The organism is Oryzibacter oryziterrae, assembly GCF_021864535.1.
GTDB lineage: Bacteria > Pseudomonadota > Alphaproteobacteria > Rhizobiales > Pleomorphomonadaceae > Pleomorphomonas > Pleomorphomonas oryziterrae.
The window spans coordinates 114,853-138,718 of record NZ_JAKJIC010000009.1 but is presented as its reverse complement, the minus strand read 5'-3'; the positions used below and the strand labels follow the sequence as shown (position 1 = coordinate 138,718).

At 63.8% G+C, this 23,866-nt stretch carries 29 protein-coding genes; 10 read left to right on the top strand and 19 right to left on the bottom strand.

Annotated elements, in window-relative coordinates:
- Positions 1 to 102: 102 nt before the first annotated feature.
- From L2I41_RS11620 to lgt, 5 genes are all read right to left on the bottom strand, one after another.
- Entirely contained in the window at positions 103 to 720 is a 618-nt protein-coding gene (locus L2I41_RS11620) for a hypothetical protein (protein WP_237153721.1), read from the bottom strand.
- Positions 721 to 811: 91 nt separating this feature from the next.
- Positions 812 to 1,966 carry a M24 family metallopeptidase gene (locus L2I41_RS11615; RefSeq protein ID WP_237153720.1) on the bottom strand — a complete coding sequence of 385 codons (1,155 nt, stop codon included), beginning with the start codon at positions 1,964 to 1,966 and terminating at the stop codon, positions 812 to 814.
- 3 nt (positions 1,967 to 1,969) lie between these two features.
- Positions 1,970 to 2,740 carry a peptidoglycan editing factor PgeF gene (gene pgeF, locus L2I41_RS11610; RefSeq protein WP_237153719.1) on the bottom strand — a complete coding sequence of 257 codons (771 nt, stop codon included), beginning with the start codon at positions 2,738 to 2,740 and terminating at the stop codon, positions 1,970 to 1,972.
- Between the two features lie 41 nt (positions 2,741 to 2,781).
- On the bottom strand, positions 2,782 to 3,864 hold the full coding sequence (locus tag L2I41_RS11605; RefSeq protein ID WP_237153718.1) for a class I SAM-dependent methyltransferase: 1,083 nt from the start codon (positions 3,862 to 3,864) through the stop codon (positions 2,782 to 2,784).
- Positions 3,861 to 4,697, bottom strand: a complete 837-nt coding sequence (lgt, locus tag L2I41_RS11600; protein ID WP_237153717.1) for a prolipoprotein diacylglyceryl transferase — start codon at positions 4,695 to 4,697, stop codon at positions 3,861 to 3,863. The genes L2I41_RS11605 and lgt overlap by 4 nt, the downstream gene beginning before the upstream one ends.
- A 158-nt stretch (positions 4,698 to 4,855) precedes the next feature.
- On the opposite strand from lgt, the gene L2I41_RS11595 reads away from it, so the two are divergent.
- The 4 genes from L2I41_RS11595 (at position 4,856) to L2I41_RS11580 (ending at position 7,345) form a co-directional block, all read left to right on the top strand.
- On the top strand, positions 4,856 to 5,140 hold the full coding sequence (locus L2I41_RS11595; RefSeq protein ID WP_237153716.1) for an accessory factor UbiK family protein: 285 nt from the start codon (positions 4,856 to 4,858) through the stop codon (positions 5,138 to 5,140).
- A gap of 303 nt (positions 5,141 to 5,443) precedes the next feature.
- Positions 5,444 to 5,944, top strand: coding sequence for a type III secretion system chaperone family protein (locus L2I41_RS11590; RefSeq protein ID WP_237153715.1), 501 nt, complete (start codon positions 5,444 to 5,446; stop codon positions 5,942 to 5,944).
- Between the two features lie 233 nt (positions 5,945 to 6,177).
- Entirely contained in the window at positions 6,178 to 6,999 is an 822-nt protein-coding gene (proC, locus tag L2I41_RS11585; RefSeq protein WP_237153714.1) for a pyrroline-5-carboxylate reductase, read from the top strand.
- A 4-nt stretch (positions 7,000 to 7,003) separates the two neighbouring features.
- Positions 7,004 to 7,345, top strand: a complete 342-nt coding sequence (locus L2I41_RS11580; protein ID WP_237153713.1) for a tRNA-binding protein — start codon at positions 7,004 to 7,006, stop codon at positions 7,343 to 7,345.
- 152 nt (positions 7,346 to 7,497) lie between these two features.
- Here the strand turns inward: L2I41_RS11580 and L2I41_RS11575 are convergent, their stop codons facing one another.
- Positions 7,498 to 8,391 carry a LysR substrate-binding domain-containing protein gene (locus tag L2I41_RS11575; RefSeq protein ID WP_237153711.1) on the bottom strand — a complete coding sequence of 298 codons (894 nt, stop codon included), beginning with the start codon at positions 8,389 to 8,391 and terminating at the stop codon, positions 7,498 to 7,500.
- Positions 8,392 to 8,645: 254 nt separating this feature from the next.
- Here L2I41_RS11575 and L2I41_RS11570 point away from each other — a divergent pair, with 254 nt between their 5' ends.
- Entirely contained in the window at positions 8,646 to 8,882 is a 237-nt protein-coding gene (locus tag L2I41_RS11570) for a hypothetical protein (RefSeq protein ID WP_237153710.1), read from the top strand.
- A gap of 6 nt (positions 8,883 to 8,888) precedes the next feature.
- Here L2I41_RS11570 and L2I41_RS11565 read toward each other — a convergent pair whose 3' ends face one another.
- From L2I41_RS11565 to pgsA, 7 genes are all read right to left on the bottom strand, one after another.
- On the bottom strand, positions 8,889 to 10,349 hold the full coding sequence (locus L2I41_RS11565) for an ATP-binding protein (protein WP_237153709.1): 1,461 nt from the start codon (positions 10,347 to 10,349) through the stop codon (positions 8,889 to 8,891).
- A 3-nt stretch (positions 10,350 to 10,352) separates the two neighbouring features.
- Positions 10,353 to 11,057 carry a response regulator gene (locus L2I41_RS11560; protein ID WP_237153708.1) on the bottom strand — a complete coding sequence of 235 codons (705 nt, stop codon included), beginning with the start codon at positions 11,055 to 11,057 and terminating at the stop codon, positions 10,353 to 10,355.
- Between the two features lie 2 nt (positions 11,058 to 11,059).
- A complete protein-coding gene (locus tag L2I41_RS11555; protein WP_237153706.1) occupies positions 11,060 to 11,569 on the bottom strand; it encodes a MarR family winged helix-turn-helix transcriptional regulator in 510 nt (169 codons plus the stop codon).
- A 107-nt stretch (positions 11,570 to 11,676) separates the two neighbouring features.
- Entirely contained in the window at positions 11,677 to 12,132 is a 456-nt protein-coding gene (locus L2I41_RS11550; protein WP_237153704.1) for a molybdenum cofactor biosynthesis protein MoaE, read from the bottom strand.
- A gap of 16 nt (positions 12,133 to 12,148) precedes the next feature.
- Positions 12,149 to 12,820, bottom strand: a complete 672-nt coding sequence (locus tag L2I41_RS11545) for a dienelactone hydrolase family protein (RefSeq protein ID WP_237153702.1) — start codon at positions 12,818 to 12,820, stop codon at positions 12,149 to 12,151.
- 12 nt (positions 12,821 to 12,832) lie between these two features.
- Entirely contained in the window at positions 12,833 to 13,099 is a 267-nt protein-coding gene (gene moaD, locus L2I41_RS11540; protein WP_237153700.1) for a molybdopterin converting factor subunit 1, read from the bottom strand.
- Complete coding sequence (pgsA, locus tag L2I41_RS11535; protein WP_237153699.1) at positions 13,089 to 13,700, bottom strand: CDP-diacylglycerol--glycerol-3-phosphate 3-phosphatidyltransferase; 612 nt, start codon at positions 13,698 to 13,700, stop codon at positions 13,089 to 13,091. The genes moaD and pgsA overlap by 11 nt, the downstream gene beginning before the upstream one ends.
- A gap of 164 nt (positions 13,701 to 13,864) precedes the next feature.
- Here pgsA and L2I41_RS11530 point away from each other — a divergent pair, with 164 nt between their 5' ends.
- Both L2I41_RS11530 and L2I41_RS11525 read left to right on the top strand, forming a co-directional pair.
- A complete protein-coding gene (locus L2I41_RS11530) occupies positions 13,865 to 14,716 on the top strand; it encodes a TorF family putative porin (RefSeq protein ID WP_237153698.1) in 852 nt (283 codons plus the stop codon).
- Between the two features lie 148 nt (positions 14,717 to 14,864).
- Positions 14,865 to 15,557: a DUF1345 domain-containing protein gene (locus tag L2I41_RS11525; protein ID WP_237153697.1), complete on the top strand. Its 693-nt coding sequence runs from the start codon at positions 14,865 to 14,867 to the stop codon at positions 15,555 to 15,557.
- Here the strand turns inward: L2I41_RS11525 and L2I41_RS11520 are convergent.
- Entirely contained in the window at positions 15,532 to 15,843 is a 312-nt protein-coding gene (locus tag L2I41_RS11520) for a SemiSWEET family sugar transporter (RefSeq protein WP_237153696.1), read from the bottom strand. The two genes, L2I41_RS11525 and L2I41_RS11520, sit on opposite strands and share 26 nt — an antisense overlap.
- Before the next feature lie 237 nt (positions 15,844 to 16,080).
- Between L2I41_RS11520 and L2I41_RS11515 the strand changes: the two genes are divergently transcribed.
- Entirely contained in the window at positions 16,081 to 17,415 is a 1,335-nt protein-coding gene (locus tag L2I41_RS11515; protein WP_237153695.1) for a phytase, read from the top strand.
- A gap of 36 nt (positions 17,416 to 17,451) precedes the next feature.
- Here the strand turns inward: L2I41_RS11515 and uvrC are convergent, their stop codons facing one another.
- Positions 17,452 to 19,452: an excinuclease ABC subunit UvrC gene (gene uvrC, locus L2I41_RS11510; RefSeq protein ID WP_237153694.1), complete on the bottom strand. Its 2,001-nt coding sequence runs from the start codon at positions 19,450 to 19,452 to the stop codon at positions 17,452 to 17,454.
- Positions 19,453 to 19,631: 179 nt separating this feature from the next.
- Here uvrC and L2I41_RS21480 point away from each other — a divergent pair, with 179 nt between their 5' ends.
- On the top strand, positions 19,632 to 19,757 hold the full coding sequence (locus tag L2I41_RS21480; protein WP_255720172.1) for a hypothetical protein: 126 nt from the start codon (positions 19,632 to 19,634) through the stop codon (positions 19,755 to 19,757).
- 53 nt (positions 19,758 to 19,810) lie between these two features.
- Positions 19,811 to 20,464, top strand: a complete 654-nt coding sequence (locus L2I41_RS11505; protein WP_237153693.1) for an outer membrane protein — start codon at positions 19,811 to 19,813, stop codon at positions 20,462 to 20,464.
- Between the two features lie 76 nt (positions 20,465 to 20,540).
- Here the strand turns inward: L2I41_RS11505 and L2I41_RS11500 are convergent, their stop codons facing one another.
- The 4 genes from L2I41_RS11500 to L2I41_RS11485 all read right to left on the bottom strand — a co-directional run bounded on the left by L2I41_RS11500 (position 20,541) and on the right by L2I41_RS11485 (position 23,862).
- Complete coding sequence (locus tag L2I41_RS11500; RefSeq protein ID WP_237153692.1) at positions 20,541 to 21,392, bottom strand: TIGR00266 family protein; 852 nt, start codon at positions 21,390 to 21,392, stop codon at positions 20,541 to 20,543.
- A gap of 89 nt (positions 21,393 to 21,481) precedes the next feature.
- Complete coding sequence (locus L2I41_RS11495) at positions 21,482 to 22,090, bottom strand: glutathione S-transferase family protein (protein WP_313791135.1); 609 nt, start codon at positions 22,088 to 22,090, stop codon at positions 21,482 to 21,484.
- A 33-nt stretch (positions 22,091 to 22,123) separates the two neighbouring features.
- Positions 22,124 to 23,191 (bottom strand): DUF1176 domain-containing protein, encoded by a 1,068-nt coding sequence (locus L2I41_RS11490; protein ID WP_237153691.1) that lies wholly within the window; start codon positions 23,189 to 23,191, stop codon positions 22,124 to 22,126.
- Between the two features lie 8 nt (positions 23,192 to 23,199).
- Positions 23,200 to 23,862, bottom strand: coding sequence for a ribonuclease T2 family protein (locus tag L2I41_RS11485; RefSeq protein WP_237153690.1), 663 nt, complete (start codon positions 23,860 to 23,862; stop codon positions 23,200 to 23,202).
- Positions 23,863 to 23,866 lie beyond the last annotated feature (4 nt).

Below are 23,866 nucleotides of genomic sequence, written 5' to 3'. Positions count from 1 at the left end.
CCTTTTATCAGCGGGGTTTGCACACGTAAACATGGGAATCGCAGGGCGTGCGATTCCTTTGGATAATTGCCCCAATGTTCAGTTGATCCGGGTGTGCTGTCGTCAAAGCGTCGCAGGGCCGCCCTTTGCCGCCGCAGCCGCACCGGCAGCCGGCGAAGGAAGGCGGTTGATCCAGGCGTAGATGTCCTCGACGGTGCGGGCTGAGATGGCGCGGAGCACCTCATCGGAGACTTGCGACCAGGGATCGGCGTCCGCTTTGCCGGCAATTTCGATACCGGCGAAGCGATGCACGCGATTGTTCTGGGCGTCGACGATATCCCAGACATAGGTCACGTTGACACCGGCGTCGCCGCCGACAGCCGACAGATAGCCCATGACGCGATAGGTCGCCGTCGGGTCCGAGCGGCGCACCAGGTGCAGCATGCGTGCCCGGGCGGAATCGGCAATGCCGCGGGCGAGCGTGTCCGTCTTGTTGGTGGGCACGCCGAGGATCTGGTCAAAGCGGAAGGATGCTTCCGCAGCTGACACCGCAGGCGGCATCGGCTGGGTCGCTTCCGGCGGCGCGGGGATCGTCGGGCCGGCAGCTACATCGGAGAGAGCAGCACGCGGGGCCTTGGTCTGGGTGGACTGACAGGCCGGCAGGATCGCCAGCAGACCCGAGGCGATCAACCCCAGCCCCAGGCGGCGCGCGCCGATCTTCCGAGTGTTTTCCGAGATCATTCAACCCCCCGAGGCAAATCACTTTGCGATCTTTGCGCTGTTTAGAGCATGTTTAGCGGCTGCTGAAAACTGTCTTCGCGCAGGGTTCCCGTCAGGGGACGACCGGCAGATCGAGAGGCAAGCTGCTGAGGGGCTCGGGAGACCCGTCCGTGGTGAGATAGGTGCGGCCCACGCACATGGCCGTGCCACTGGCCGAATCCATGATGATCATGTGGGCAAACAGCGTCATGCCCGGTGCGACCAGGGCCGGATTGCCGGCGTAGAACATCGGCCATTCCATCCAGCTGGGCGTGAAGCGGGCGCCGAGCGAGTAGCCACAGGCGTTGAGGCGGTGTTCGCGCAGGCCGGCTTCATCCATGGCTTCGGCATGGGCGGCAAAGACGTCTCCGAAGCTGCGGCCGGGGCGCATGGCGCCTTCGATGGCCGTGAGGGCCTGAAGCGCGGCCCGGTGCAGTTGCACATGGCGATCGTTGGGCGGCCCCACGACCACCGTGCGCATGAGGGCCGCGTGGTAGTGGCGGCTAACGCCGGCAAATTCGAGGGTGAGCTGATCGCGGGCGTCGAGCTTGCGGCGGCCGGATTTGTAGCGGCAGAGCAGGGCGTCGGCACCGGAGCCGATGATGAACTCGTTGGCAGGATAGTCGCCGCCCTCGGCGAACATGCGTCCTTGCAGCACTGCGAGAATGTCGCCTTCGTCCGCACCCGGTCCGATGATCTTCAATGCGTCCTCGTAGGCGACATCGGCGATGCGGGCAGCTTCACGAACGCAGGCGATCTCCTCGGCGGACTTGACGACCCGCAGGGCAGGGATCAGCGTCGAGGCATCCTCAAGCTGCGCCCAGCCGTCGAGAGCCGCTTCCAGCGCCTTGCCGTTGCGGGCGGTCAGGCCGTGGGTGTCGTATTCGACACCGAGCCGTTTGCCGGCGAGACCGAGATCGGCGAGCAGGTCGCGCAGCTGGTGTGCCGGCCCGGCATTGGCGCTGTCGACCCAGATCCTGATGTCGTCGAGAATGGAAGTGTGCTGGGCTTGCCTGAGGTCGGCCGATCGGGTGAGCAAGGCCATGCGTCCGTCGGACGTCAGCACGAGGCACTGGAAAAAGCAGAAGCCGAAACTGTCATAGCCCGACAGCCAGTACATGGACTCCTGGGCAAACAGCAGCATGGCGTCGAACTTGCCCTTCGCCATGGCGGCGAGGGCTTCGGACTTGCGACGGGAAAACTCGGCGGGCGAGAAATGGGTGGCCATGGGTCACTCGTCTTGCAGGGCGATGGCGGAGAGATGGCGGCCGTAGTCGGCTTCGGCGCGATGGGTGGTGCGGCGGTAGGAGAAGAAGCGGCTTTCGTCGGCGTAGGTGCACAGGCCCAGGCTCGAGGCCTGAACGCCGGCGCGGGTGAGGCGATGCACGATATAGGCGGGCAGGTCGAACATGGCATGGCCGGGCTTGTCCGAGGGCTTGAACCAGCGGGCCACCGTCTCGCCGGCCTCCTTGAAGCGCTCCACGAACTCGGGCCCGACCTCATAGGCCTCGCCCGAGATGGTTGGCCCGAGCGTGGCGACGATGGCTTCGCGGCGGGCACCGAGGCCGATCATGGCGTCGACGGTGGCTTCGAGCACGCCGGTGAACGCGCCCTTCCAGCCGGCATGGGCCGCGCCGATGACGCGCGCTTCAGCATCGGCAAACAGCACCGGGCCGCAATCGGCATGGCTGGTGCCGAGCGCAAGACCGGGCTCGCGCGTCACCAGGGCATCGGCCTTGGGATTATCCTGCCAGGCCCAGGGGGTGGTGGCCACGACCACGTCGGGCGAGTGGACCTGATAGCAGGAGACGAGGCGATCGCGGCTGACGCCGAGCGCGTCGGCGATGCGGCCGCGGTTCTCGCCGACATTGGCGCGGTCGTCGCTGGAGCCGTAACCGGTATTGAGGCTGTCGTAGAGGCCCGAGGAAACACCGCCCTTGCGGGTGAACCAGCCATGGGAAATGCCGGCAAGAGCGGACAGGGCGGGACAGCGAAGAATCATGCGCGTGGCTTTCAGTTCAGGGACTTGCGGAGCGGAAGTTCTCAGAGACTTTCAAATCCGGGCAATTTGAGGGTTGGCGCACTCACGGCCAGCACCTTGAACAACACACCCATTTCCTCGGGACCGGCGAGGCGATTGACGGCGGTGACGATCTCCTCCTGCACTTCAGGCGACTTGCCATGGCCGAGGCCGCCGGCCCGTTCCAGCAGGCCCATGGCGAGGAGGAAGTCGCCCTGTGTCACCGGACCGTGCACGCGGGCGCCTTCGCTGCGGGCGGTGCGGGCGAGCACTTCGAAATCCACGTGGGCGGTGATGTCGCATTCGCCGGGATTGTCGAGCGGATCGGCAAAGCGATGGGCGCGGACAGCCTGGAAGGTTTCCCCAAATCCGCTGCGGGTATGCCCATAGTCGAAGACGATCGCCGCGCCATTGCTCTCACGGAGCCGCCGGGCCAGACCAGCCATGATGGCTTCGGCCGGGCGGTTGATCTCGGCGACGGCGCCGACCGGCACTTCGTCCGCGCCGCTTGGCAGGTGCGCTGGGTCGATGGTCCCGGCGCCGACGCCAAAGGCAAGGTCGCCATCATCATTGAGGCCGACCACGCGCTCGCGCCAGCCGTGCTCGGTCTTGACGAACTGGCGGATGGGCAGGGCATCGAAGAACTCGTTGGCGACCACCAGAAGCGGACCTTCCGGAACCTGATCGAGCCGGTCGTGCCACCGAGGGGTAGCAAGGCCCGTCAGCCTGTCGCGTTGCGCCTCGCGCAGGGTTGGGCTCATCTCCACGAGGTGCACCGAGACGGCGGCCCTGAAGGCTGGGTGCGTCCGGGCTGCGCGCAGCAAGTCGGCCATCAGCGTCCCGCGACCGGGGCCAAGTTCGACGAGGTGCACGGTTTCGGGCGATCCCATGGCTTCGTAGGCGGTCAGGCACCAGATGGCGATCAGCTCGCCGAACATCTGGCTGATCTCCGGCGCGGTGATGAAGTCGCCATCGAGGCCGATGGCATTGCGCGTCGTGTAATAGCCATGCTCGGGGTCGCCCAGGGCGGCAGCCATATAGTCGGCGATGGACAAAGGTCCCACCGACCGGATCAAGGCTGCGAGCTTGCTGGCGAGTGCGTTCATGCAGGCGTCTCGCTGCGGGTACGGCCCGAAAGGGCGAGCAGGATGAAGGCGATCGCGACAATGGCCATCAGTACCGACAGCAGCATGCCCATGGTAAGGAAACCGCCGGCGAGGAAGCCCACCTGCGCGTCGGGTTCGCGCACCGTTTCCACCAGAATGCGGGCGGCGGCGTAGACGAGGCCGAAGATGCCGGTGGCAAGGCCGGGCCGCTTGAGAAGGCCGGCTTTCCAGACGAGTGGCGTCAGGAGGGCAAACAGCAACACGCCTTCAAGCGCGGCTTCATAGAGCTGGCTCGGGTGGCGCGGCATGCCGTCGGAGTTGGGAAAGACGAAAGCCCAGGGGACGTCGGTAACGCGGCCGTAGAGCTCGCCGTTGACGAAGTTGGCGAGGCGCCCGAGGAACAGGCCGACGGGCACAGCCACGGCCGCCAGATCGAAGACGGTCAGGAAATTGAGGCCGCGACGGCGGGCGTAGAGGATCTGTGCAATCGCCGTGCCGATGAAGCCGCCGTGCACCGACATGCCACCGTGCCAGGTCTTGAAGATCTCCAGCGGGTGGGCGAGGTAGTCGTTGAAATTGTAGAACAGGATATAGCCGAGGCGTCCACCCAGCACGACGCCGAGCGTCATCCATACCAGGAGGTCGTCGATGTCGGTGGCGGTCGGGCGCTTCTGGTTTTCCCACAGGCGATCGGTTTCCACCAGCTTGCGGATATACCACCAGCCGAACACCAGGCCGGCCACATAGGCAATGCCATACCAGCGGATGCTGATCGGGCCCAACTCGAACAAGATCGGGTTGAAGGCGGGGAAAGGCAGGACCAGCAGGGGCATGAACGGCTTTCGGGTTTTCGCAGATCGCGGACAGCAATCCTCGACAGGAGATTTGAAGCGGTGCCGTCGAGCCGTCAAGCATTTTACCTAGAGCCGCTTGCGGGGCGCGCCAACAAGAGCCAAATAGGGGGTACCAAACGCCATCAGGGAGCCTAGACATGTCCGGCACGCAGGGACGTCTGTTCGATGAATTTGCCAAGCTGATGAACGATGCAGCCGGTATCGCCCAGTCGGCCGGTCGCGAAATGTCGACGGCCTTCCGCTCCCAGGCGGAGCGCTTTGCCTCGGAGCTCGACCTTGTCCGCCGCGAGGAGCTTGAGGTCGTGCAGGACCTCGCCGCGAAGGCGCTGGCCGAGGTTGAACGGCTGACGGCGCGTGTCGCCGCTCTCGAAAGTCGCCTTGGTGCAACGGCTGGCGAGGAAAATACAGAAAAGTCCCCATGAGGGCTTTTGTTCGGATCGGTTTCGCATCACCATCGAACTCATGAGATTCGGGAGGGATCGCGCCCACTGTCCGTGTGCCTGCGGTGCGATTTCCCCTTCAAGGATGCTGGATTCCGGTGTTTCGCCTTCGGGAGACCATCGGTGTTGCCGGTCATCGTCGTGGTCCCGCCCCTTGGACCGGACGCGACCGGCTGAAGGATGGGACAAGCTGCCACCGCAATGCTTCGGCATGACGGAACGGGGCAAGTCACATCACAACGTGGCACGCACGCTGCGTCGGCAGCGGCAACCTTGGAGGTCGTCATGACCCTCATCGATGTGCATTCGGAACGTCCCAGCAATCCCGTCGACGTCATCGAACTGATCGCGGCCCAGAATGACTGGTCCTTCGAGCGGTCGGGCGACGACGAGATCACCATCTCGGTCAAGGGGAGCTGGTCCGACTATCATGTGGCCTTCTCCTGGATGGAGGATATTGAGGCCCTGCATATTGCCTGCGCTTTCGACATCAAGGTGACCGAGACGCGCAAGATGGAGGTGATGAAGCTGCTGGCCTTGGTCAATGAGCAGCTTTGGATCGGTCATTTCGATCTTTGGCAGGCCGAAGGGGTGGTCATGTATCGCAACGCCTTGCTTCTCGCCGGACAGGTGGAAGCCAGCGACGAACAGATCGAGGCTCTGCTGGAAACCGCGCTCGAGTCTTGCGAGCGATTCTACCAGTCATTCCAGTTCGTGGTGTGGGGCGGCAAGAACGCGCGGGACTCCTTCGATCACGCGTTGATCGAGACGGTCGGCGAGGCTTGATGGCCCAACCAGTGTGTCCTTCAAGGCCCGGTCCTGGCGATCGGGCCTTTTGTTTTGCGCATTGCCTTTGTCCAGCTTGAGCGAGGGGCGGCAAGGCTGCTAGGAAAGAGCAAACGGGTATGGGATGACGTGCCTCGGCAATGGTTTTCCGGTGGCAACGTCTTGCCTTTCAGGGATATCGGCAGGTTCGCGACAGAGGCTCGCGTGACCGGCGCATTTCAGGCGAGGACATTATGGCACTTTCCGACATCAAGTCCCTGGTGCTCATCGGGGCGGGCAAGATGGGCGGCGCGATGCTGCACGGCTGGCTCGCCAAGGGGCTGAGCTCGAAGGCGGTGACCGTGGTCGACCCGCATGTGGGCTCGGAAGCCTTTTCGATGATGATCGAATATTCGCTCACCCACGTGAAGGACATTTCCGAGTTGGCGGTCGCGCCGGAAATCGTGGTCATCGCCATCAAGCCGCAGCAGATGTTCGAAGCCTTGCCGGTGCTGGCAAGCAAGATCGGTCCCGAGACGATCATCGTCTCGATCGCCGCCGGGACGACACTGGCGACACTGGAGTCCGCGCTCGGCACGGGGCCGATCATCCGCGTGATGCCCAACACGCCGGCTCAGGTCGGCCAGGGCATGTCGGTCGGCGTCGGCAATGGCGCCGTCACGGAAGTGCATCGGCGCAAGATCGCGGCGCTGCTCAACGCCGTCGGCAAGTCGGCCTGGGTGTCGGAAGAGGCCATGATCGACGCGGTGACCGCCGTGTCCGGATCTGGCCCGGCCTATGTGTTCTATCTGGTCGAAGCCTTGACCGAGGCGGCGCAGAAGGCGGGCTTGCCGCATGATCTGGCACTGCTGCTGGCACGCCAGACGGTGGTCGGCGCCGGTGCCCTGCTTGGCGCGTCCGGTCACGATCCCTCGACGCTGCGCAAGAACGTCACCTCGCCGGGCGGCACGACGGCAGCGGCGCTGCAGGTGCTGATGGCGGAAGACGGCCTGCAGCCGGTACTGACGGCCGCCGTGGCCGCCGCGGCCCATCGTTCGCGCGAACTGGCCGGCTGAGCCGATGGCTGATCCGATTTCCTACGACGACTTCCTGAAAGTCGACATCCGCGTCGGCCGCATTGTCACCGCCGAGGTGTTCAAGGAAGCGCGCAAGCCGGCCTACAAGCTGACGATCGATTTCGGACCGGAGATCGGTCTGCGCCGTTCCTCGGCGCAGATCACCGAGAACTATCGGGTCGAGGACCTGCCTGGCCGGCTGGTGCTCGGCGTCGTCAACTTCCCGCCCAAGCAGATCGGTCCGATGCGCTCGGAAGTGCTGACGCTGGGTGTGCCGGACGACAAGGGGCACGTGGTGCTGGTCGGTCCCGGTCTTGAGGCGGAAGTGGGCGGGCGGCTCTACTGAGCCGCTGCGTCGGTCGCCACGCATTCATACCAATTCTGCCCAAGATGCTGACGCATCGGCTCATTGAAGATGTTTCGAATGTCTCATCTGCATCAAGGGCATGAGACATTCGAATGCGGGATGCAGAGAGTCATTTTCAATGACGCTCGGTACTACCCCGCAGCGCCGTCCGCACGGACCTGGGCGAACAACCAGTCGATGAAGCGCGTCACCTCCGGCTTCGGCCGCAGCCGGTCGCGCCGCACGATGTAGAAGTTGTCGACGCCTTCGGCGATGGTCGGGAAAGGCGCCACCAGGCGCCCCAGCGCCAGATCGTGGTCCACCATGGCGAGATCGGCGATGGCAAAACCGCGGCCGGCCTCCGCCGCTCTCAGCGCCGTATCCATCGTATCGAAGATCTCGCCGCGTGCCACGTCCATGGATTCGCCGGGCAGAGCCGTGGTGACCCAGCGCTCCCAGTCGCGCACCACCGAGCAATGCAGCAGCTGCGAGGATCGAATCATCTCCGCCGTGTCCTTTGCCTTGACACTTGCCAGAAAGGCCGGTGAGCACACAGGTGTCAGTCGCTCGTGCAGGAAGGGAATGAGCTCCTCCTCCGGCCAGCCACGGCTTTCGTAGACAACGCCGACATCGTTCTCGGCGTCAGACGGCTCCATGTTCTCCCACAGGATCGTGACGCGGACGGACATGTCGGGGTTGGCCATCTCGAAGTCACGCAGACGCGGCAGCAGCCAGCGCGAGCCGAAGGTGGGCGGCGTCCGCACCCGTACCTCGCCCGGCCGTGCGCGGATCTGCTCGACGCCGCGGCGGATGGTATCGAAAGCGGACCCTAGATAGCGCAGAAGTTGCTCTCCCTCAGGAGAAAGCCTTACGCCGCGGTGCACGCGACGAAACAGTTCGACACGCAGATCTTCTTCGAGCGCGCGTACCTGTCGGCTGACCGCACTTTCGGTAACGTTCATTTCCTCGGCGGCTCGGTTGACGGCGCCGAGGCGGGCGACGCATTCGAAGGCGCGCAATGCATTGAGGGAAGGCAACCGCTGCATCTTGGTTCTGCCTATGGTTTGAACAGGCTCATTTCCGGGGCGAATCGTGACGTCTTATTTCGTCCAGCCGGTCAAATCTTGTCGAAAGGAACCCGGTTGGCGGTCGCAATTCTAAACGATCAAGCGTTCACGCCATGTGAATTAACGGGGTGTTTACGATTGAGATTTTCGAAAGTCAAGCGAACGAAAAACGCGTTTGAAGACGCTTTGCCGCACTGCCATATAGGGTTCAAAGGAAAGCTTGGAGAACAAAAATGATTTTCTCGATGACCATGCGCCACTGGGCCGAGCTGGCCATCTCGCCGCGTCAGATCTACCGCCAGTGGAAAAAGCGCTCGCAGCTGAGGCAGGATCTCTCCCGCATGCTGGCAGATCCCTATCTGCTCGACGATGTCGGCTTCAACCGTGATTCGGCCGAGATCGAGGTCAGCCGGTCGCCCTGGCATCCGATTTCCAATCTCCGGATGCCGCCGCGGCTTCTGCCCCGCTGAGCCTGTTCAGACAGGCAGGCGCGTTACGACGCGCAGGCCCCCCTGGGGGCTGCTCTCAAGATGGATGTCGCCGCCATGGCTTCGGGCGGCATCCCGCGCAATGGCAAGGCCAAGGCCCGTCCCGGGGATATCCTGGTTGCGGGCCTGGTCAAGGCGGTAGAAGGGCTTGAACACCGCTTCCCGCTCCGCCTCCGGCACGCCAGGGCCGTCGTCGTCGACGGTGATCACAAGATGCGTGTCGCCCCGTTCGATCAGCACATGAACGTGACTCCGCCCATAGCGAAGGGCGTTCCCCACCAGATTGACCAGCATGCGGCGTATGGCCGTGGCGCGCAGGTTGGCGTGATCGTCTCCCCTGACGTCGATCTCCACGGGTTTGGGCAAACCGCCCGGCAGCCTCAATGCATCGCGCAGGAGTTCGCCCACCGAAACGGTGCGCGCTTCCTCGTCCGGATCGCCGCGTGCAAAATCCAGATAGGCATTGAGCATGGCCTCCATCTCGCCGATGTCGGCCCGCATCGCCGATGTCTCCTCCGATTCCGGCTGCAGCGCCAGTTCCAGGCGGAAGCGGGTGAGTATGGTTCTGAGGTCATGGCTGACGCCGGCGAGCATGGTGGTGCGCTGTTCAATCTGCCGCTCGATGCGCCGGCGCATGCCGATGAAGGCATAGGCGGCGCGGCGCACTTCCCTTGCGCCGGCGGGCGAGAAGTCCTGCACCGGTTGTCCCTTGCCGAAGGCTTCGGCGGCGTCCGCCAGCCGCTGGATCGGCTTGATCTGGTTGCGGATGAACAGGGTGGAGATCAGGATCAGCACCGTCGCCGTCACCATCATCCAGACGAGGAAGAAGTGCCAATTGGCGGCATAGGCGATGTTGCGCGGGAACACGACTTCCAGCGTCGCCCCATTGACGGGGATGCGGATGCGGACGCTTGAGCCTTCCGCGTTGGCAATGGTGTAGGGGCGGTTCAGCGTCAGCTGGATCGCCTGTGCCAGCATGCGGTGGACAATGTCATTCTCATCCAGCTCGCTTTGGCCGAGGTCGCCTTGCGGCAGCAGGACGGCATCGAGCTGCATGGCGCGTCCGGCGGATTCGAGCATGCCGAGCCGCACCTGATCCGGCAGGGGCGCTTCGGCAATGTTCACCAGCGCCGCCACGTTGCGCACCACACCGCTCGACAGGCGATCGGTGACCAGCAGCCAGTGGCGGTCCATGAAGACGGAGGTCAGCACCGTCAACAGGATCAGCATCGGCAGGACGATGATCAGCAGCGAGCGCGCCAGCAGTCCCTTGGGAAGCCATCGGTTGAACTCGATGGACATGCGACGCCAGAAATATCTGACCGGTTGCGGGCTGTAGCGGGCGACGGTCTGGCGCACGACGCGCATGCCCCGGTCCGCCCTGTCCAGCCAGCGAAGGCGCGAGCAGGAGCCGTCGGCAGGGTCTGGGGGCGGGACGGTGTTCGTCATGGGTCAGTCGAACCTCAGCCGATAGCCGATGCCACGCACAGTCTGCAGATGAATGGGATTGGCCGGGTCGTCCTCGATCTTCCGGCGCAGGCGGTTAATCTGCACGTCGATGGTCCGCTCGCCCACTTCGCCGTCACCGCCGATGAGGGATTCGCGCGACACGGTGCCGTCGGGGCTGGCGGCAAACTGCGTCAGCAACTGCCGTTCGCGATCGGTGAGGCGGATGAGTGCCGTGCCGTCGGACAGTTCCTCGCGCTTGGCGTCATAGGTGAAGCGGCCGAACTGGATGGCGTCGCGCAACAGCTGCACTTCCGGCTGGGGGCGGCGCTTCAGCAGGTTGTTGAGGCGCAGCAGCAGTTCGCGTGGCTCGAAAGGCTTGGTCAGATAGTCGTCGGCGCCAACTTCCAGTCCGGTGATGCGATCGGCGGATTCGGCACGGGCGGTCAGCAAGAGTATGGGCAGGTCCTGCTCGGCGCGCAGGGCGCGGGTCAGCGAGAAGCCGTCCTCGCCGGGCATCATGACGTCGAGCACCATGATGTCGAACTCGATGGAGGAGATCTTGCGGCGCGCCTCGACGGCGTCGGCGGCGCACGTGACGCGATAACCGTTGTTGGCGAGATATTTGGCGAGCAGTTGGCGAATGCGGCTGTCGTCGTCCACCACGAGGACATGGTTGGCATCGTCGGAGGGGATGGCCGCTGTCACCATGGTCAGATCTCTGTTTCACTGGCCGGGGCATGGCCGGCGGTGTCGATCATGTTCGACAGGAAATCGCGCACCACTTGCCGTGAGCCTGCGGGCATGCTTTCGAGCGCATGGGCGATGCGGGCGTCCTGGCGGGCGGCCAGGGCGAGCACAAGGCGGCTGCCCTTGTCGGTGACGGTCAGCAGGCGTTCGCGCCGGTCCACCGGGCCGGGGGTCTGATCCACATAGCCGTCGTCGACGAGCTGCTTGAGGACGCGGCCGAGGCTCTGCTTGGTGATGCGCAGGATGTCCAGCAGATCGGTGACGCGCATGCCCGGATTGCGATTGACGAAATGCAGCACGCGGTGATGCGCGCGGCCGAAGCCGAAGGCCAGCAGGGTCTGGTCCGCTTCGCCGACAAAATCGCGATAGGCGAAGAACAGGAGTTCGATCAGCTCAAGATCGAGCTCCTTGCCCGCGTCCGATTGACGGGCGGAGAGCGCGGCGTTGGCTGGCGAGAAATGCGTATCGGCCATGTCTGACGTGTTTCGTCCTGCTGTTCTTCAACCGGAATGATCGGCGCGAGAGCATAGCCACTTCATCGCTGCGACGCAAAATCTCTTCGAAGTCCGGGCCGAAATGCTCAACCGTTCCAGCGGTTGGTGCGCTCGTCGTCATCACCCTTGGCTTCCACCCAGGCGCCGCTGGTGCCGTCGATCAGATGTTCCTTCTTCCAGAAGGGCGCGCGGGTCTTCAGGTAGTCCATCAGGAACTCGCAGGCCTCGAAGGCGGCGACGCGGTGGCTCGATGCGGTCACCACCAGAACGATGCGGGCGCCGGGCGCGATCTTGCCGTAACGGTGGATCACCGTCACGGCATCGAGCGGCCAGCGGGATTCGGCTTCCGCGACCACGCGGCCGAGTTCTGCCTCGGCCATGCCGGGATAGTGCTCGAGCTCCAGTGCCGCAAGGCGTCCGCCTTCGTCCCGGCAGAGGCCGACGAAACTAGCCACCGCCCCGATGTCGCGGCGCCCGGCGGAGACCTTCTCGATCTCGGCGCCGGTGTCGAAGTCTTCTGCCTGGACGCGGACAGTGGCCATGGTGGGATGCTCCCGATCAGGCGAGGTGAAGCTTCAGGAAGTCGAGGCTGCGTTGCCAGGACAACACGGCAGACGCCTCGTCATAGGCGGCCGGCGTTTCCTTGCGCATGAAGCCGTGGCCGCCGGGGTAGGTGTAGACTTCGACCGCCGGGCTCTCCGCCTTGACCTTCTCGCCAACCGACAGGGGAATATGCGCGTCGGCTTCACCGAAATGCAGCATCAGCGGCCCGCGCGGGCGATCGTCGGGAAACCGGGCGATGCCGCCGCCGTAATAGCCGACCGAGGCGTCGAAGTCCTGACGGCAGGCACTCAGATAGGCGATGGTGCCGCCGAGGCAGAAGCCGACGATGCCGACCTTGCCGATGGGGGCAAGGGCAGCCTTCGCCGCCGCCACATCGGCAAGGGCCTTGGCGAAGTCGAAGTGGGACATGAAGGCCATGCCCTTTTGCCGATCGTCGTCAGTGTATCCAAGGTCGACGTTGCGCTCGTAGCGGTCGAACAGCGCCGGCGCGACAGCGGCAAAGCCGGCTGCCGCCAGCTCTTCGGTGATGCGCCTGACGTGGTCGTTGACGCCGAAGATTTCCTGAATCACGACAACGCCGCCCAGAGGCTTGCCGGCGGGCAGGGCGCGATAGGCCGAGAGGGCATGGCCGTCTGCGGCGGCAAGGGTCATCCAGTCCGTCACCATGGGAAGTCTCCGTCAACCGCCGGTCATCGGCGGAAAAAGGGCGATTTCCCGGGCCTCCGTTATGGCTTCGTCATGACTGACATGCATCTGGTCGACGGCAACGCGGATGGTTGACGGCGACTGCAAGGCAAAGGCATGCGCGTCGTCGCGCGTTGCCAGCCAGCGCACGAGGTCTCCGGCGGTGATGATGTCGGAGGGCAGCACCAGCCGCTCTTCCGGCACGCCGATGCGCTCACGGACCCAGGAAAAATAGACGAGGCGGACTTCTCTATCGGTCATGGTTTTCTTCCATAAGATAGACAACGCCCGTGCGGAAGTAGTCATAACCCGTGTACAGGGTCACGATTGCGGCCGTCCAGAGCAGGAGAAGGCCTAGTTCGGAAATGTGATCGACGTATTTGTCGGCGGTTGGGCCGAGCAGCAGGATGCCGATGGCGACAAGCTGCAGCGTGGTCTTCCACTTGGCGAGCCGCGTCACGGGCACGGAAACCTTCAGCTCCGCCAGGAACTCGCGCAGGCCGGATACGAAGATCTCACGCATTAGGATGATTACCGCCGCCCAGAGCGACCAGCCGCCGATCGTGTTGTTGTTGGTCAGCACCAGGATGCAGACCGAGACCAGCAACTTGTCGGCGATCGGATCGAGCATGCGGCCAAGCGAAGATTGCTGTTTCCACAGGCGCGCTAGATAGCCGTCGAAATAGTCCGTGATGGAGGCCGCCGCAAACAGGCCAAAGGCTGTCCAGCGTCCTGCGTCGCCCTCGATGTAGAAGGCGGCAACGACGGCCGGAACTGCGACAATGCGCAGATATGTCAGGATGTTGGGCAGGGACCAGACGAGTTTCATCGGCGGAGCTTCATGACGCGTTTTCCGAGACATCGCACGGCAGGACGACAAGGGCAAGACGGCTGCCGGAAGCAAGGGGCGGGATAGGCAGTTCTGCCGGCTCGACATCGGCTGGGGATGGCGTCCCGAACGGCGAATCACGGATTGCGTGGGGAGGGGGGCTGTGAGAGGTTAGCAAAAGGTTATCGGGGGCGATCATGAACGGGTCTGTGTTGCGCGTGGCGGTCGTTCTGGCCGCGATGGTAAGTGGCGTCTGGCATGCCCAAGCGGCGGACCAGGCGGCTGACGAGGCTGCCGATGCCGTGCAACCGGACATCTCCTGGAAATTTTTCGCTGCGACCGATCACTATTCGTCCGGCCTCACGGCCACGGATCATTCCGGTTATGCGGAAGGGCGCGTCACTGTCGATTTCGATATCTGGCGCGTGGCGGTCGGAGCCTGGACCCATGGTCAAGACCATGATCCCACCATGGAGATCCTGGCGGGCGTGTCGCCCACCTATGGCGATTGGACCTTCGATGCGTCGATCGCGCGCGACTATTCGCCCACCGACAAGTATCAGAACGAATGGATCGTCGACGCCAACGTGACTCGTTCCCTGACACCCGAGCTTGAGGCCAATGTGGGGGCTTCCTATACGGTGATCGACCATGACGTGGATTATGCCGATCTCTATGCCAGCCTCACCTATACCTTCGAGAATGGCGCGGCGGTGACCGGCAGCACCGATTGGGAACCCAACTACGTCGGCAATGGCGATCATTACGTCGAGAGCTACGTGAATGCGTCGATCCCGGTCAGCGAGCGTTTCACCCTGTCCGGCGAGTTCGGCTACGACTGGTATTCCTCGCACAATCCGGATCCGGTCTCATATTTCTACTGGAACGCCGGCGTGACGGTCGACGTCACCGAGGGGCTCGACCTCGATCTGCGCTATCACGGCAACTCGCTCACCGGCAGCGACTGCGCGACGCAGACCAGCAGCGACTGCGGCGACCGCGTGATGGCGACGCTCACCTATTCGGGCAGCACGTCCTTGGGCAAATGAGGCCACCGCCGACTCCGCGTGATGCCGATCACGCGATCGGCATTGATCTTTCGCGATTTTGCCGTCTTTTGCTGTGAGGTCTCTCGGCCACGGTCCGGCTTGAGCCGGACCGCTCGGCGATGTCGAGCGAGACTGCAGAAGGGTTTGCATGATGACACTTACACCGGGCGTGACGCCGCGTCGGTCAAGGATACGCCGCGCGATCACCGTGCTACGGGCCAGGCCGCGGCTGATCTCCGGCATCGTCCTGGGCTTCCTGGTCTATTTCCTCCTGCCCACCTCCCTCGAACCGCCGACGCGAATCCTGATTGGTTGGGATACGGGCGTGTGCCTCTATCTCATCATGACCTGGAAGATGATGGCCGGATCTGATGTCCATGCCCTGAGGCGCCGGGCAGCCCAGCATGACGAGGGGGAGTGGACGATCCTGCTGCTGGCGATGTCCGCCTCGCTGGTCAGTCTGGTGGCGATCGGCGTCGATCTCCACCGCGCCAAGCTGGCGGTGGGCGGCACGGAAATCTGGCGCGTTGCCGTCTCGACGCTGACCATCATCGTTTCATGGTTCTTCGTGCACACCGTGATGGCGCAGCATTATGCCCATGACTATTACCTGCGCGAGAACCATGGCCGCGGCCTTGAGTTTCCCGAACACATCACGGAGCCCGATTACTGGGATTTTCTCTATGTGTCCTTCACCATCGGCGCCGCGTCGCAGACTTCGGACGTGACCATCGCCTCGCAACGCATTCGTCGCGTGGCGCTGGCGCACACCATCCTGTCCTTCCTGTTCAACACCACGATCCTGGCACTTGGGATCAATGTTGGGGCGAGCCTGCTGTGAAGGGGCTGTCGACCGCCGCGTGGAAGTGGTCGAGATAGAGCTTCATGGCGAGAATGGTGCCGATCAGCGTGATGGAAACGGCGTTGGAGAGGATCATCGGCCAGGAGCCGAGCAACAGGCCATAGGCTTCCCAGAGCAGGACCGAGACGAAGCTCATCAGGTTGGTCATCAGCGACAGGCCGGCGGTCTTGCGCTCGACGATGATCTTGAGCGATTGCGGCGCCCAGCAAACGGCAGAGAGAATGGCGGCAAGACTGCCGACGATCTCCACATTGAATTCAGTCATTTCGATCCCAGGATATTGTTTTATCGTTTGGTCAAATATTAGGCCTTTTCCGCTCGGGGAGCAACGGGGATGAAACCCGTACGCAGCTGGCTCTCCGTGCGAAGCCGGCTTGTCGGGCGCCATCATGGCTACAACTTGAACCGGTAGGGCAGCTTTCCTGAACGTCGTCATAATCACGTGATGCACCCGCATTATGCCCGAAAGCATTCCGCACACATGCTTACGGAGGATAGTCCGATGACTTTGCGTCGCTTGGTTGCCGTCGCTTCATTTTCACTCACCCTGGTGTCCTGGCACACGCTGGCCCTTGCCACTCCCTCGATCGCCGAGGTTGCCGCCAGTGTCGAGACGCCCAATCTTTCCGAAGAGGACGGCAAGGCGGATGCCGACGATCCGTCCTTCTGGGTCGATCCGGCCGATCCGGCGAAGACCCTGGTGATCACCGCCATCAAGAACGGCGGCATCCGCGTCTATGATCTCAAGGGCACTGAAGTGCAGAAGATCAAGGCCGAGAAGACCGATGCCGGCAAGGGGCGCATCAACAACATCGACGTGGTCTATGGCCTCAAGCTTGCCGATGGTTCGTCCATCGACGTGGCGGTGGCGTCCGACCGCGGCCTCGACATCATCCGCGTGTTCAAGATCGACGGGTCGGCCGACAAGCCGCTCAGCGAGATCACCGATCTCAGTGTTGGTCGTGCCTTCCCGACCCGTCCGGACAAGGCGGGCGGTGCGGATCAGGACAATCCGCTCGACGATCAGATGACGGTTTACGGCCTCACCGCCTGGAAAGCGGCCGACGGCAAGGTGCTCGCGGTCGGCACGCAGCGGACCAACCCGCGCGTCGGCGTCTTCGAGCTGCAGCCTGAAGCCGATGGCAAGGTGGCCGTGAAGATGGTGCATGACGCGCGCGTGCCCTTCGTCTTCGACGGACAGGATCTGACGGCCGAGAGCAAGGACGATCCGCTGTCGGACTGGAACCCGCAGTTCGAGGGCGTCACCGTCGACAAGGTTACGGGCGCCGTCTATGCCGGTCAGGAAGACGTGGGCATCTGGAAGCTCGATCCGGCGACCGGTCTGTTTGGTGACAAGCCGCTCTACACCACGCGCGGTTCCTCCAAGAGCGTGTTCAACAAGCCCGACAGCGTCATCACCCGCGACGTGGAAGGGCTGACCGTCTACTACGGCAAGACCGCCCGCTATCTTCTGGCGTCGAGCCAGGGCGGCGCGCATGGCGAGGGCGGTGTGGCCGATGCCCCCTATGACGACAGCTTTGCCGTCTTCCGCATCGACGATGGCTTCAAGCTGCTCGGCTCCTTCCGCGTGGCGGCCAATGCGGCGGCCAAGATCGACGCGGTGCAGGAAAGCGACGGCGCCGACGTGATCGCCACCGCCCTGCCGGGCTGGCCGAACGGCCTGTTCGTGACGCAGGACGGCTATAACGACGATCTCAACGGGCTGAGCGGCGAGCCCAAGGCGACCAACTTCAAGTTCGTCGACTGGGCCGCGATTGCCAACGCCTTCAACCCGCCGCTGGAGATCAATGCCGGCGGCTATGATCCGCGCAAGTAAGCCAGGCAGGACGGCGGGTGGGAGCCTCGCCCGCCGTCATCCCTTGCGGAAATAGTCGTAGATCGCCTTGGCGGTGGCGGCGGAAATGCCGGAGACCTGTTCGAGATCGGGCAGGGCGGCCCGCTCGATTTCCTTGAGCGTGCCGAAGTGGTTGAGCAAGGCGCGCTTGCGCGTCGGCCCCACGCCGGGGATCTCCTGCAATCCGCCTTCGGAAATCTGCTTGGAGCGGCGCGCCGCGTGGCTGCCGTTGGCGAATCGGTGGGCCTCGTCGCGCAGGCGCTGGATGAAATAGAGCACCGGGTCGCGGGTCGGCAGCATGAAGTCCTGCAGGCCGGTGCGGAAGAAGCGTTCGCGGCCGGCGTCGCGGTCGGGACCCTTGGCGACACCCACCAGCGGGATATCCGTGAGACCGAGTTCTTCGATGATCGCGCGCACGGCTGACAGCTGGCCGGCGCCGCCGTCGATCAGCACCAGATCGGGCCAGGGGCCGAAGCCATCCTCGTCGCGCGGCGCGGCCTCGCGGCTGCCGTGCTCCTTGACGAGGCGTGAGAAGCGGCGGGTCATCACTTCCTTCATCATGCCGAAGTCGTCGCCCGGCGTGATGTCCTCGGAGCGGATGTTGAACTTGCGATACTGGTTCTTCACGAAGCCGCCGGGGCCGGCGACGATCATGCCGCCCACCGCATTGGTGCCCATGATGTGGGCGTTGTCATAGACTTCGACGCGCTTGGGTGTTTCTGGCAGACCGAAGACCTTGCCGAGGCCTTCGAGCAGCTTCAACTGGCTCGACGTGTCGGCGAGGCGACGGGCCAGCGCCTCGCGGGCATTCTGGACGGCGTGGTCGATGAGATCCTTCTTCTCGCCACGCTTGGGCTCTGCCACCTCGACGCGCCGGCCGGAGCGCTCCGACAGGGCGTCGGCCATCAGCGCCATGTCCTCAAGCTCGTGGCTGACGAGGATGAGCGAGGGGCAGGGCTTGTCATCGTAGAACTGGGCGATGAAGGACGAGAGCGCTTCGCCAGGCTCGGCGCCGCCGGCCTTCGGGAAGAAGGCGTGGTTGCCCCAATTCTGGCCGGTGCGGAAGAAGAACACCTGGACGCAGGTCTGCCCGGCTTCCTGATGCACGGCGAAGACATCGGCTTCTTCTATGCCCTGCGGGTTGATGCCCTGATGGCTCTGCACATGGCTGAGTGCCGCCAGGCGGTCGCGGTAGACGGCGGCACTTTCGAAATCGAGGTCGGCGGCGGCGGCCTGCATCTCGGTGGCCAGCTCCTCCTTGATCTGGCGGCTCTTGCCCGACAGGAAGTCTTCGGCCTCGCGGACCAGACGCTTGTAGTTGGCGGCGTCGATCTCGCCGGTGCAGGGGCCGGCGCAACGCTTGATCTGGAACTGCATGCAGGGCCGGCTGCGGCTGTCGAACTCGCTGTCGGAGCAGTTGCGGATCAGGAAGGCCTTCTGCATGGCGTTGATGGTGCGGCTGACGGCAATGGCCGAAGCGAAGGGGCCGAAATAGCGTCCCTTGCGCGAGCGGGCGCCGCGATGCTTGACGATCTGCGGGCTCGGGTGATCGCCGGTGATCAGGATGTAGGGGAAGCTCTTGTCGTCGCGCAGCAGCACGTTGAAGCGCGGACGCAGCTGCTTGATCAGGTTGGCTTCCAGCAGCAGCGCCTCGGTTTCGGTCTTGGTGGTGACGAACTCCATGGAGCCCGTCGCCTGCACCATGCGCAGGATGCGGGTCGGCAACTGGCCGAGGCGCGTGTAATTGGAGACGCGCTTCTTGAGGCTCTTGGCCTTGCCCACATAGAGCACGTCGCCGGTCGGCGAGAGCATGCGATAGACGCCGGGGCCATTGGGCAGCAACTTGACCATGGCGGAGATGACTTCGACACCACGCCGGCTTTCCGGCGCGGTCAGATCAAGCACCTCCCCCTCGCTGTCCGTCTCCAGATCTGGCAGGGCGGTGGCGTCTTCGTCACTTTCCGTTACAGGCGCAAGGGTTTCGTCGTCGATCATGGGCTTGGCGGGATCCTGAATCATGTGCGGCAGTCTACAACATTTATGCTGTCAGAAAGCGTCCGCTATGGCAGTTCCAATGCCGTCGATCATGGTTAAGTAAACGTGAACAGAAATCACGAAATTTTGTGAGTGTTCATATCTGTTTCTACAGAATTAAAGCGTTGTCCCAGACCAAGAACCATACTGTTGCGAAATTGTCGATGCAGATTTTCGACTTCAACTTGCCTCTTTTTGGTCAAATTCTCGCATGGACCTTGCCGCATTCCGCCTCCACTTTCAGCTCATCGAACGACGGCATCACGCAAGACGATGCCGTTGCACTGTGAGGAGCCTCGAGCGGTGAAATACCTGCTCTGGCTACACAAAAGGAGTAAAGAGTATGAAGAAGCTGGTTCTCGCGCTGGTCGCCGGTTCTGCCCTCGTTGCGTCGGCCCCCGTGTTCGCCGCCGACCTCAACGAGCCGATCCCCGAGGCTCCTGCCATGGCCCCCGTTGCCACCAGCTCGGCCTTCGACTGGACCGGTGCCTATGTCGGTGCCCAGGCCGGTTATGGCTGGGGTACCGTGAAGACGGGTAGCGGCGACAAGGATGTCAGCGGCTTCACCGGTGGCGTCTACGGCGGCTACAACTACCAGGTCGACCCGCACTGGGTGGTCGGTGGCGAAGCTGACGTGATGATGGGCCCGTCCGACAAGTTCACGTCCGGCGGCACCTCGGTCAAGGCCAGCACCGACTGGTTCGGCTCTGTCCGCGGTCGCGTCGGTTATGCCTTCGACAACATCCTGGTTTACGGCACCGCCGGTGCGGTGGTCGGTCAGGGTACCGCCAAGTTCAACGGTGGTTCGGACGACAACACCCACGTCGGTTACGTGGTTGGCGCCGGTATCGAAGCCGCTCTGACCAACAACATCACGGCCCGCGCCGAGTACACCTACACCGGCACCAACGACAAGACCTACACGGTCGGCGCCGACTCGGTGAAGACCGGTCTCGACGGCTCGCTGGTCACCGTCGGCCTCGGCTACAAGTTCTGATCCCAATCAGGTCAGGCTCAAAGAGCCCCCGGAGCCAAGTGCTCCGGGGGCTCTTTGCTTTTCAGCGCATGGCGCCTCAGCTGTTGTCGCCGTCGAGGAGGTTGCCGAGCGGGCCGAGGATCGAGCCCTCTTCCTTGGACGAGCCCAACATGTTCTGCGGCGCGGCGGCCCAGATGCGGCCGGCGAGGCGCGAGAAGGGCAGCGACTGCAGCCACACCTTCCCAGGGCCGACCAGGCGGGCGAAGAACACGCCTTCGCCGCCGAAGATCATCGACTTGACCGACCCGACCCGGACGATGTCGAAATCGACCGAAGGCGTGTAGGCGGCGACGCAGCCGGTATCCACATGCAGCTCTTCGCCCGACGCAAGTTCCTTCTCCACCAGCGTCCCGCCCATGTGCACGAAGACCCAGCCGTCGCCGTCGAGCTTCTGCATCACGAAGCCCTCACCACCGAACAGGCCGGTCATGATGCGCTTCTGGAAGGCGATGCCGAGCGACACGCCCTTGGCGGCGCACAGGAAGCTGTCCTTCTGGCAGATCAACGTGCCGCCCATGCTGTCGAGCTTGATGGGCAGGATGTGGCCGGCGTAGGGCGCGGCAAAGGCCACGCGCGCCTTGCCCTGGCCTTCGTGGGTGAAGACGGTGGTGAACAGGCTCTCACCCGTGATCAGGCGCTTGCCGGCGCCAAGCAGCTTGCCCATGAAGCCGCCACCGGAATTCGAGCCGTCACCGAACACCGTGTTCATGGTGATTGCGGCCGACTTGAACATCATCGAGCCAGCTTCCGCGACAGCGCTCTCGCCGGGATCAAGCTCGATCTCGACGAACTGCATTTCGGCGCCCTTGATCTCGAAATCAATGTCGTCGGCGCTCCCGGACGACTGGTGACGGGCAACGGGAACAGACGGAAAATTACCCCAGGCCATGAATTCGCTCCGCAGTAACGCGCCGCAACAGGTGCACGGCGGCGACGCGTCAGATGCCTATCATGGAGAGGATCGGCAAGGCTACTCGTTCACTTCGGTTTGGTGTCGCTGAAGCCGGGGCAGCGCGCCTCGAACCGGTCGAGCCAGGCGGTCAGCTTCGGATGGCGGTCGCGCCAGAGACCGGGGAAGCGGAAGTCGAGATATTCGAGGGCGCAGGCGACGGAGATTTCGCCGACTTCGATCCGGTCCTCGGAGGGCAGGTTGGCGTCCAGCACGGCGAGGGCGCGGTCGATCTTGCCCTGCTGATGGTCGTCCCAGGTTCGCGAGAAGAATTCCGGTTCCCGGACGGCCGCCTCGTAGCGCCTGAGGATGCCGGCATCCATGATGCCGTCGCCGATTGCCTGCAACGTCAGTGCCTTGAAGCGACGGTCGGGATCGGCGGGGATGATCTTGCCGCCGCCGGCGAGGTGATCGAAATACTCGGAGATCACCCGGCTGTCGAACAGGATCGTGCCGTCGGCCAGGATGAGGGCCGGGATCTTGCCGAGCGGGTTCTGGCTGCGCAGGCTGTCCTCGGGATTGCGGGTGTCGGCGAACTCCACCGTCACCTGATCGGTCAGGCCGAGGAGGATCATCGCCAGCTTGACCTTGCGCCCGAAGGGGGAGGCGGGGGACGAACGCAGAATCATGTTCGGCATGGGTATCTCCGGAAGATGCAGAATGAAGGGATGTCAGGGTGCCTGATAGACCGGCTTGAGCCCGCTGTCCGGGCTGCCGTTGCAGGCGGGGTCTGCGGCAAGACGATCGAGGCGGAAGGCATATTCGTCCCAGGTCCATGACGCCTTGGAGACACACCCCTTCTCGTCGATCTCGCTGGCGGTGAGGACATGGCTGGCTGCGTCAAAGCCTGTGTCGAACAGGGTATCGGTGCCGGTCCAGCCGAAGCGATCGGAATGGGCAGCGAAGGTCAGGGCATGCATGCCGCCGATCTCGCCGCGCTCGACCATGTAGAGACGATAGCCGGTGCCGTGGGCCCCTTTGAAACAGGGAATGGCGTAAAGCGTTGCCGTGTCCGACAGCGCCCCGATCATCGGTGGGATTGGGGCGAGATCGGCGCTGTCCGGCGCCTCGCAGGTGCTGGCGGCCACGTGCCATTCCAGCAGGCGTGGCGGCACGCCCGTGTCGGCGATCATCGCGGCGTCGTCGACTTGCGGCGCCGGCGGCAGATCCTCGGGCGGCGCGGCGCGGCGATCCCCGCCGAGGCGCTTCTGAAGCGTGTCCACTTCGTTGAGCGCATCAGCGAGACTGCCAAGGGGGAAGCGGTCGGTGTGCGGGGCGCCGGTAATGTCGATATAGGCAAAGCGCAGGTCATGGCCGCGCTGCACCTGCAGCATCAGACGATCCAGGGCTGTTTGCGAGGTGATGTAATAGCTCGATGCGGTCACAAAGGGCGCATAGTCGGCGCTGGGCCGCAGGGTGATGTCGACGCCGTTGTCGATGGAGAGCGACACCGGTCGATCAGCATCGGCCAGCACGCCTTCGGTCGTGAGCGACACGACCCAGCGTGCCCGGCTTTCCGGGCCACGGATCAGCACGAAGGTCGACGGCTTGTCTTCGCCGATGGACTTGATGGAGACCGCGCAATGCAAGTCAGCCGTACAGGCCACGAGGGCTGCGCCGAACCGCTTGAGCGTATCGGCCTGCGCAAAACCCGCCGAAAGGCAGCAAGACACGGCTCCGCTGGCCGCAAGGCGGAGCAGGGAAGACAGGCGGGGCAGGCGAACCCTCGGGCACAACATGAACATTTTCACCTTACCGGCGGCATGACGACCTTGTCGCTGCGGCAACCCCGGCGGTCGACGTCAGGGCAGGAGCGGAAGGCGAGATCGCGCGTCATGCAAATGCGGACTTCGCTGAGGCGGCGACCGTCGCAGGTCACCGCGATGCCCTCAGGCTTCAGACCGGGATTGGCCTTCAGGAAGGCGCGCTCCAGGTCATCAGGCGCAATGGTCAGATAGGTCGATGGCGCGTCGAAGGCGGCAGGTACGGCCACCTTGGCGCGGGCCGTACGCACGGTATCGAGATAGCTGGTGCCGTCGAGGCCCGAGCAAGTGCCGTGCCTTGACCATTCGTGGAGAATGAGGCCGGCATCCGGCATCAAATCGAGCATGCCATCCACGTCGCGAAGGGTTGGCACCGGCTTGTTTGTCGTACAGTTTTCCGGGTAGCCGCGCTCGTATTGTGGCCAGAGGCCGTGGACGACAAAGGCGTAGGGGCGGTAGCCGGCGCACTGCCGGCTGTTTGGCCTGGCATTTTCGCTTGCGCAATAGCTTGGCGACCAGGACAACGACAGGAGATAGAAGTCAAAGTCGCCGGCACGGTCCTGCGCCACAGCGCTCGTCGCGCCCATGAGGCCAGCGGCCAGCAGGGCTGCAGCCAGCCAAGGCCGAAGCGGAGTACGGGTCTGCATGCGG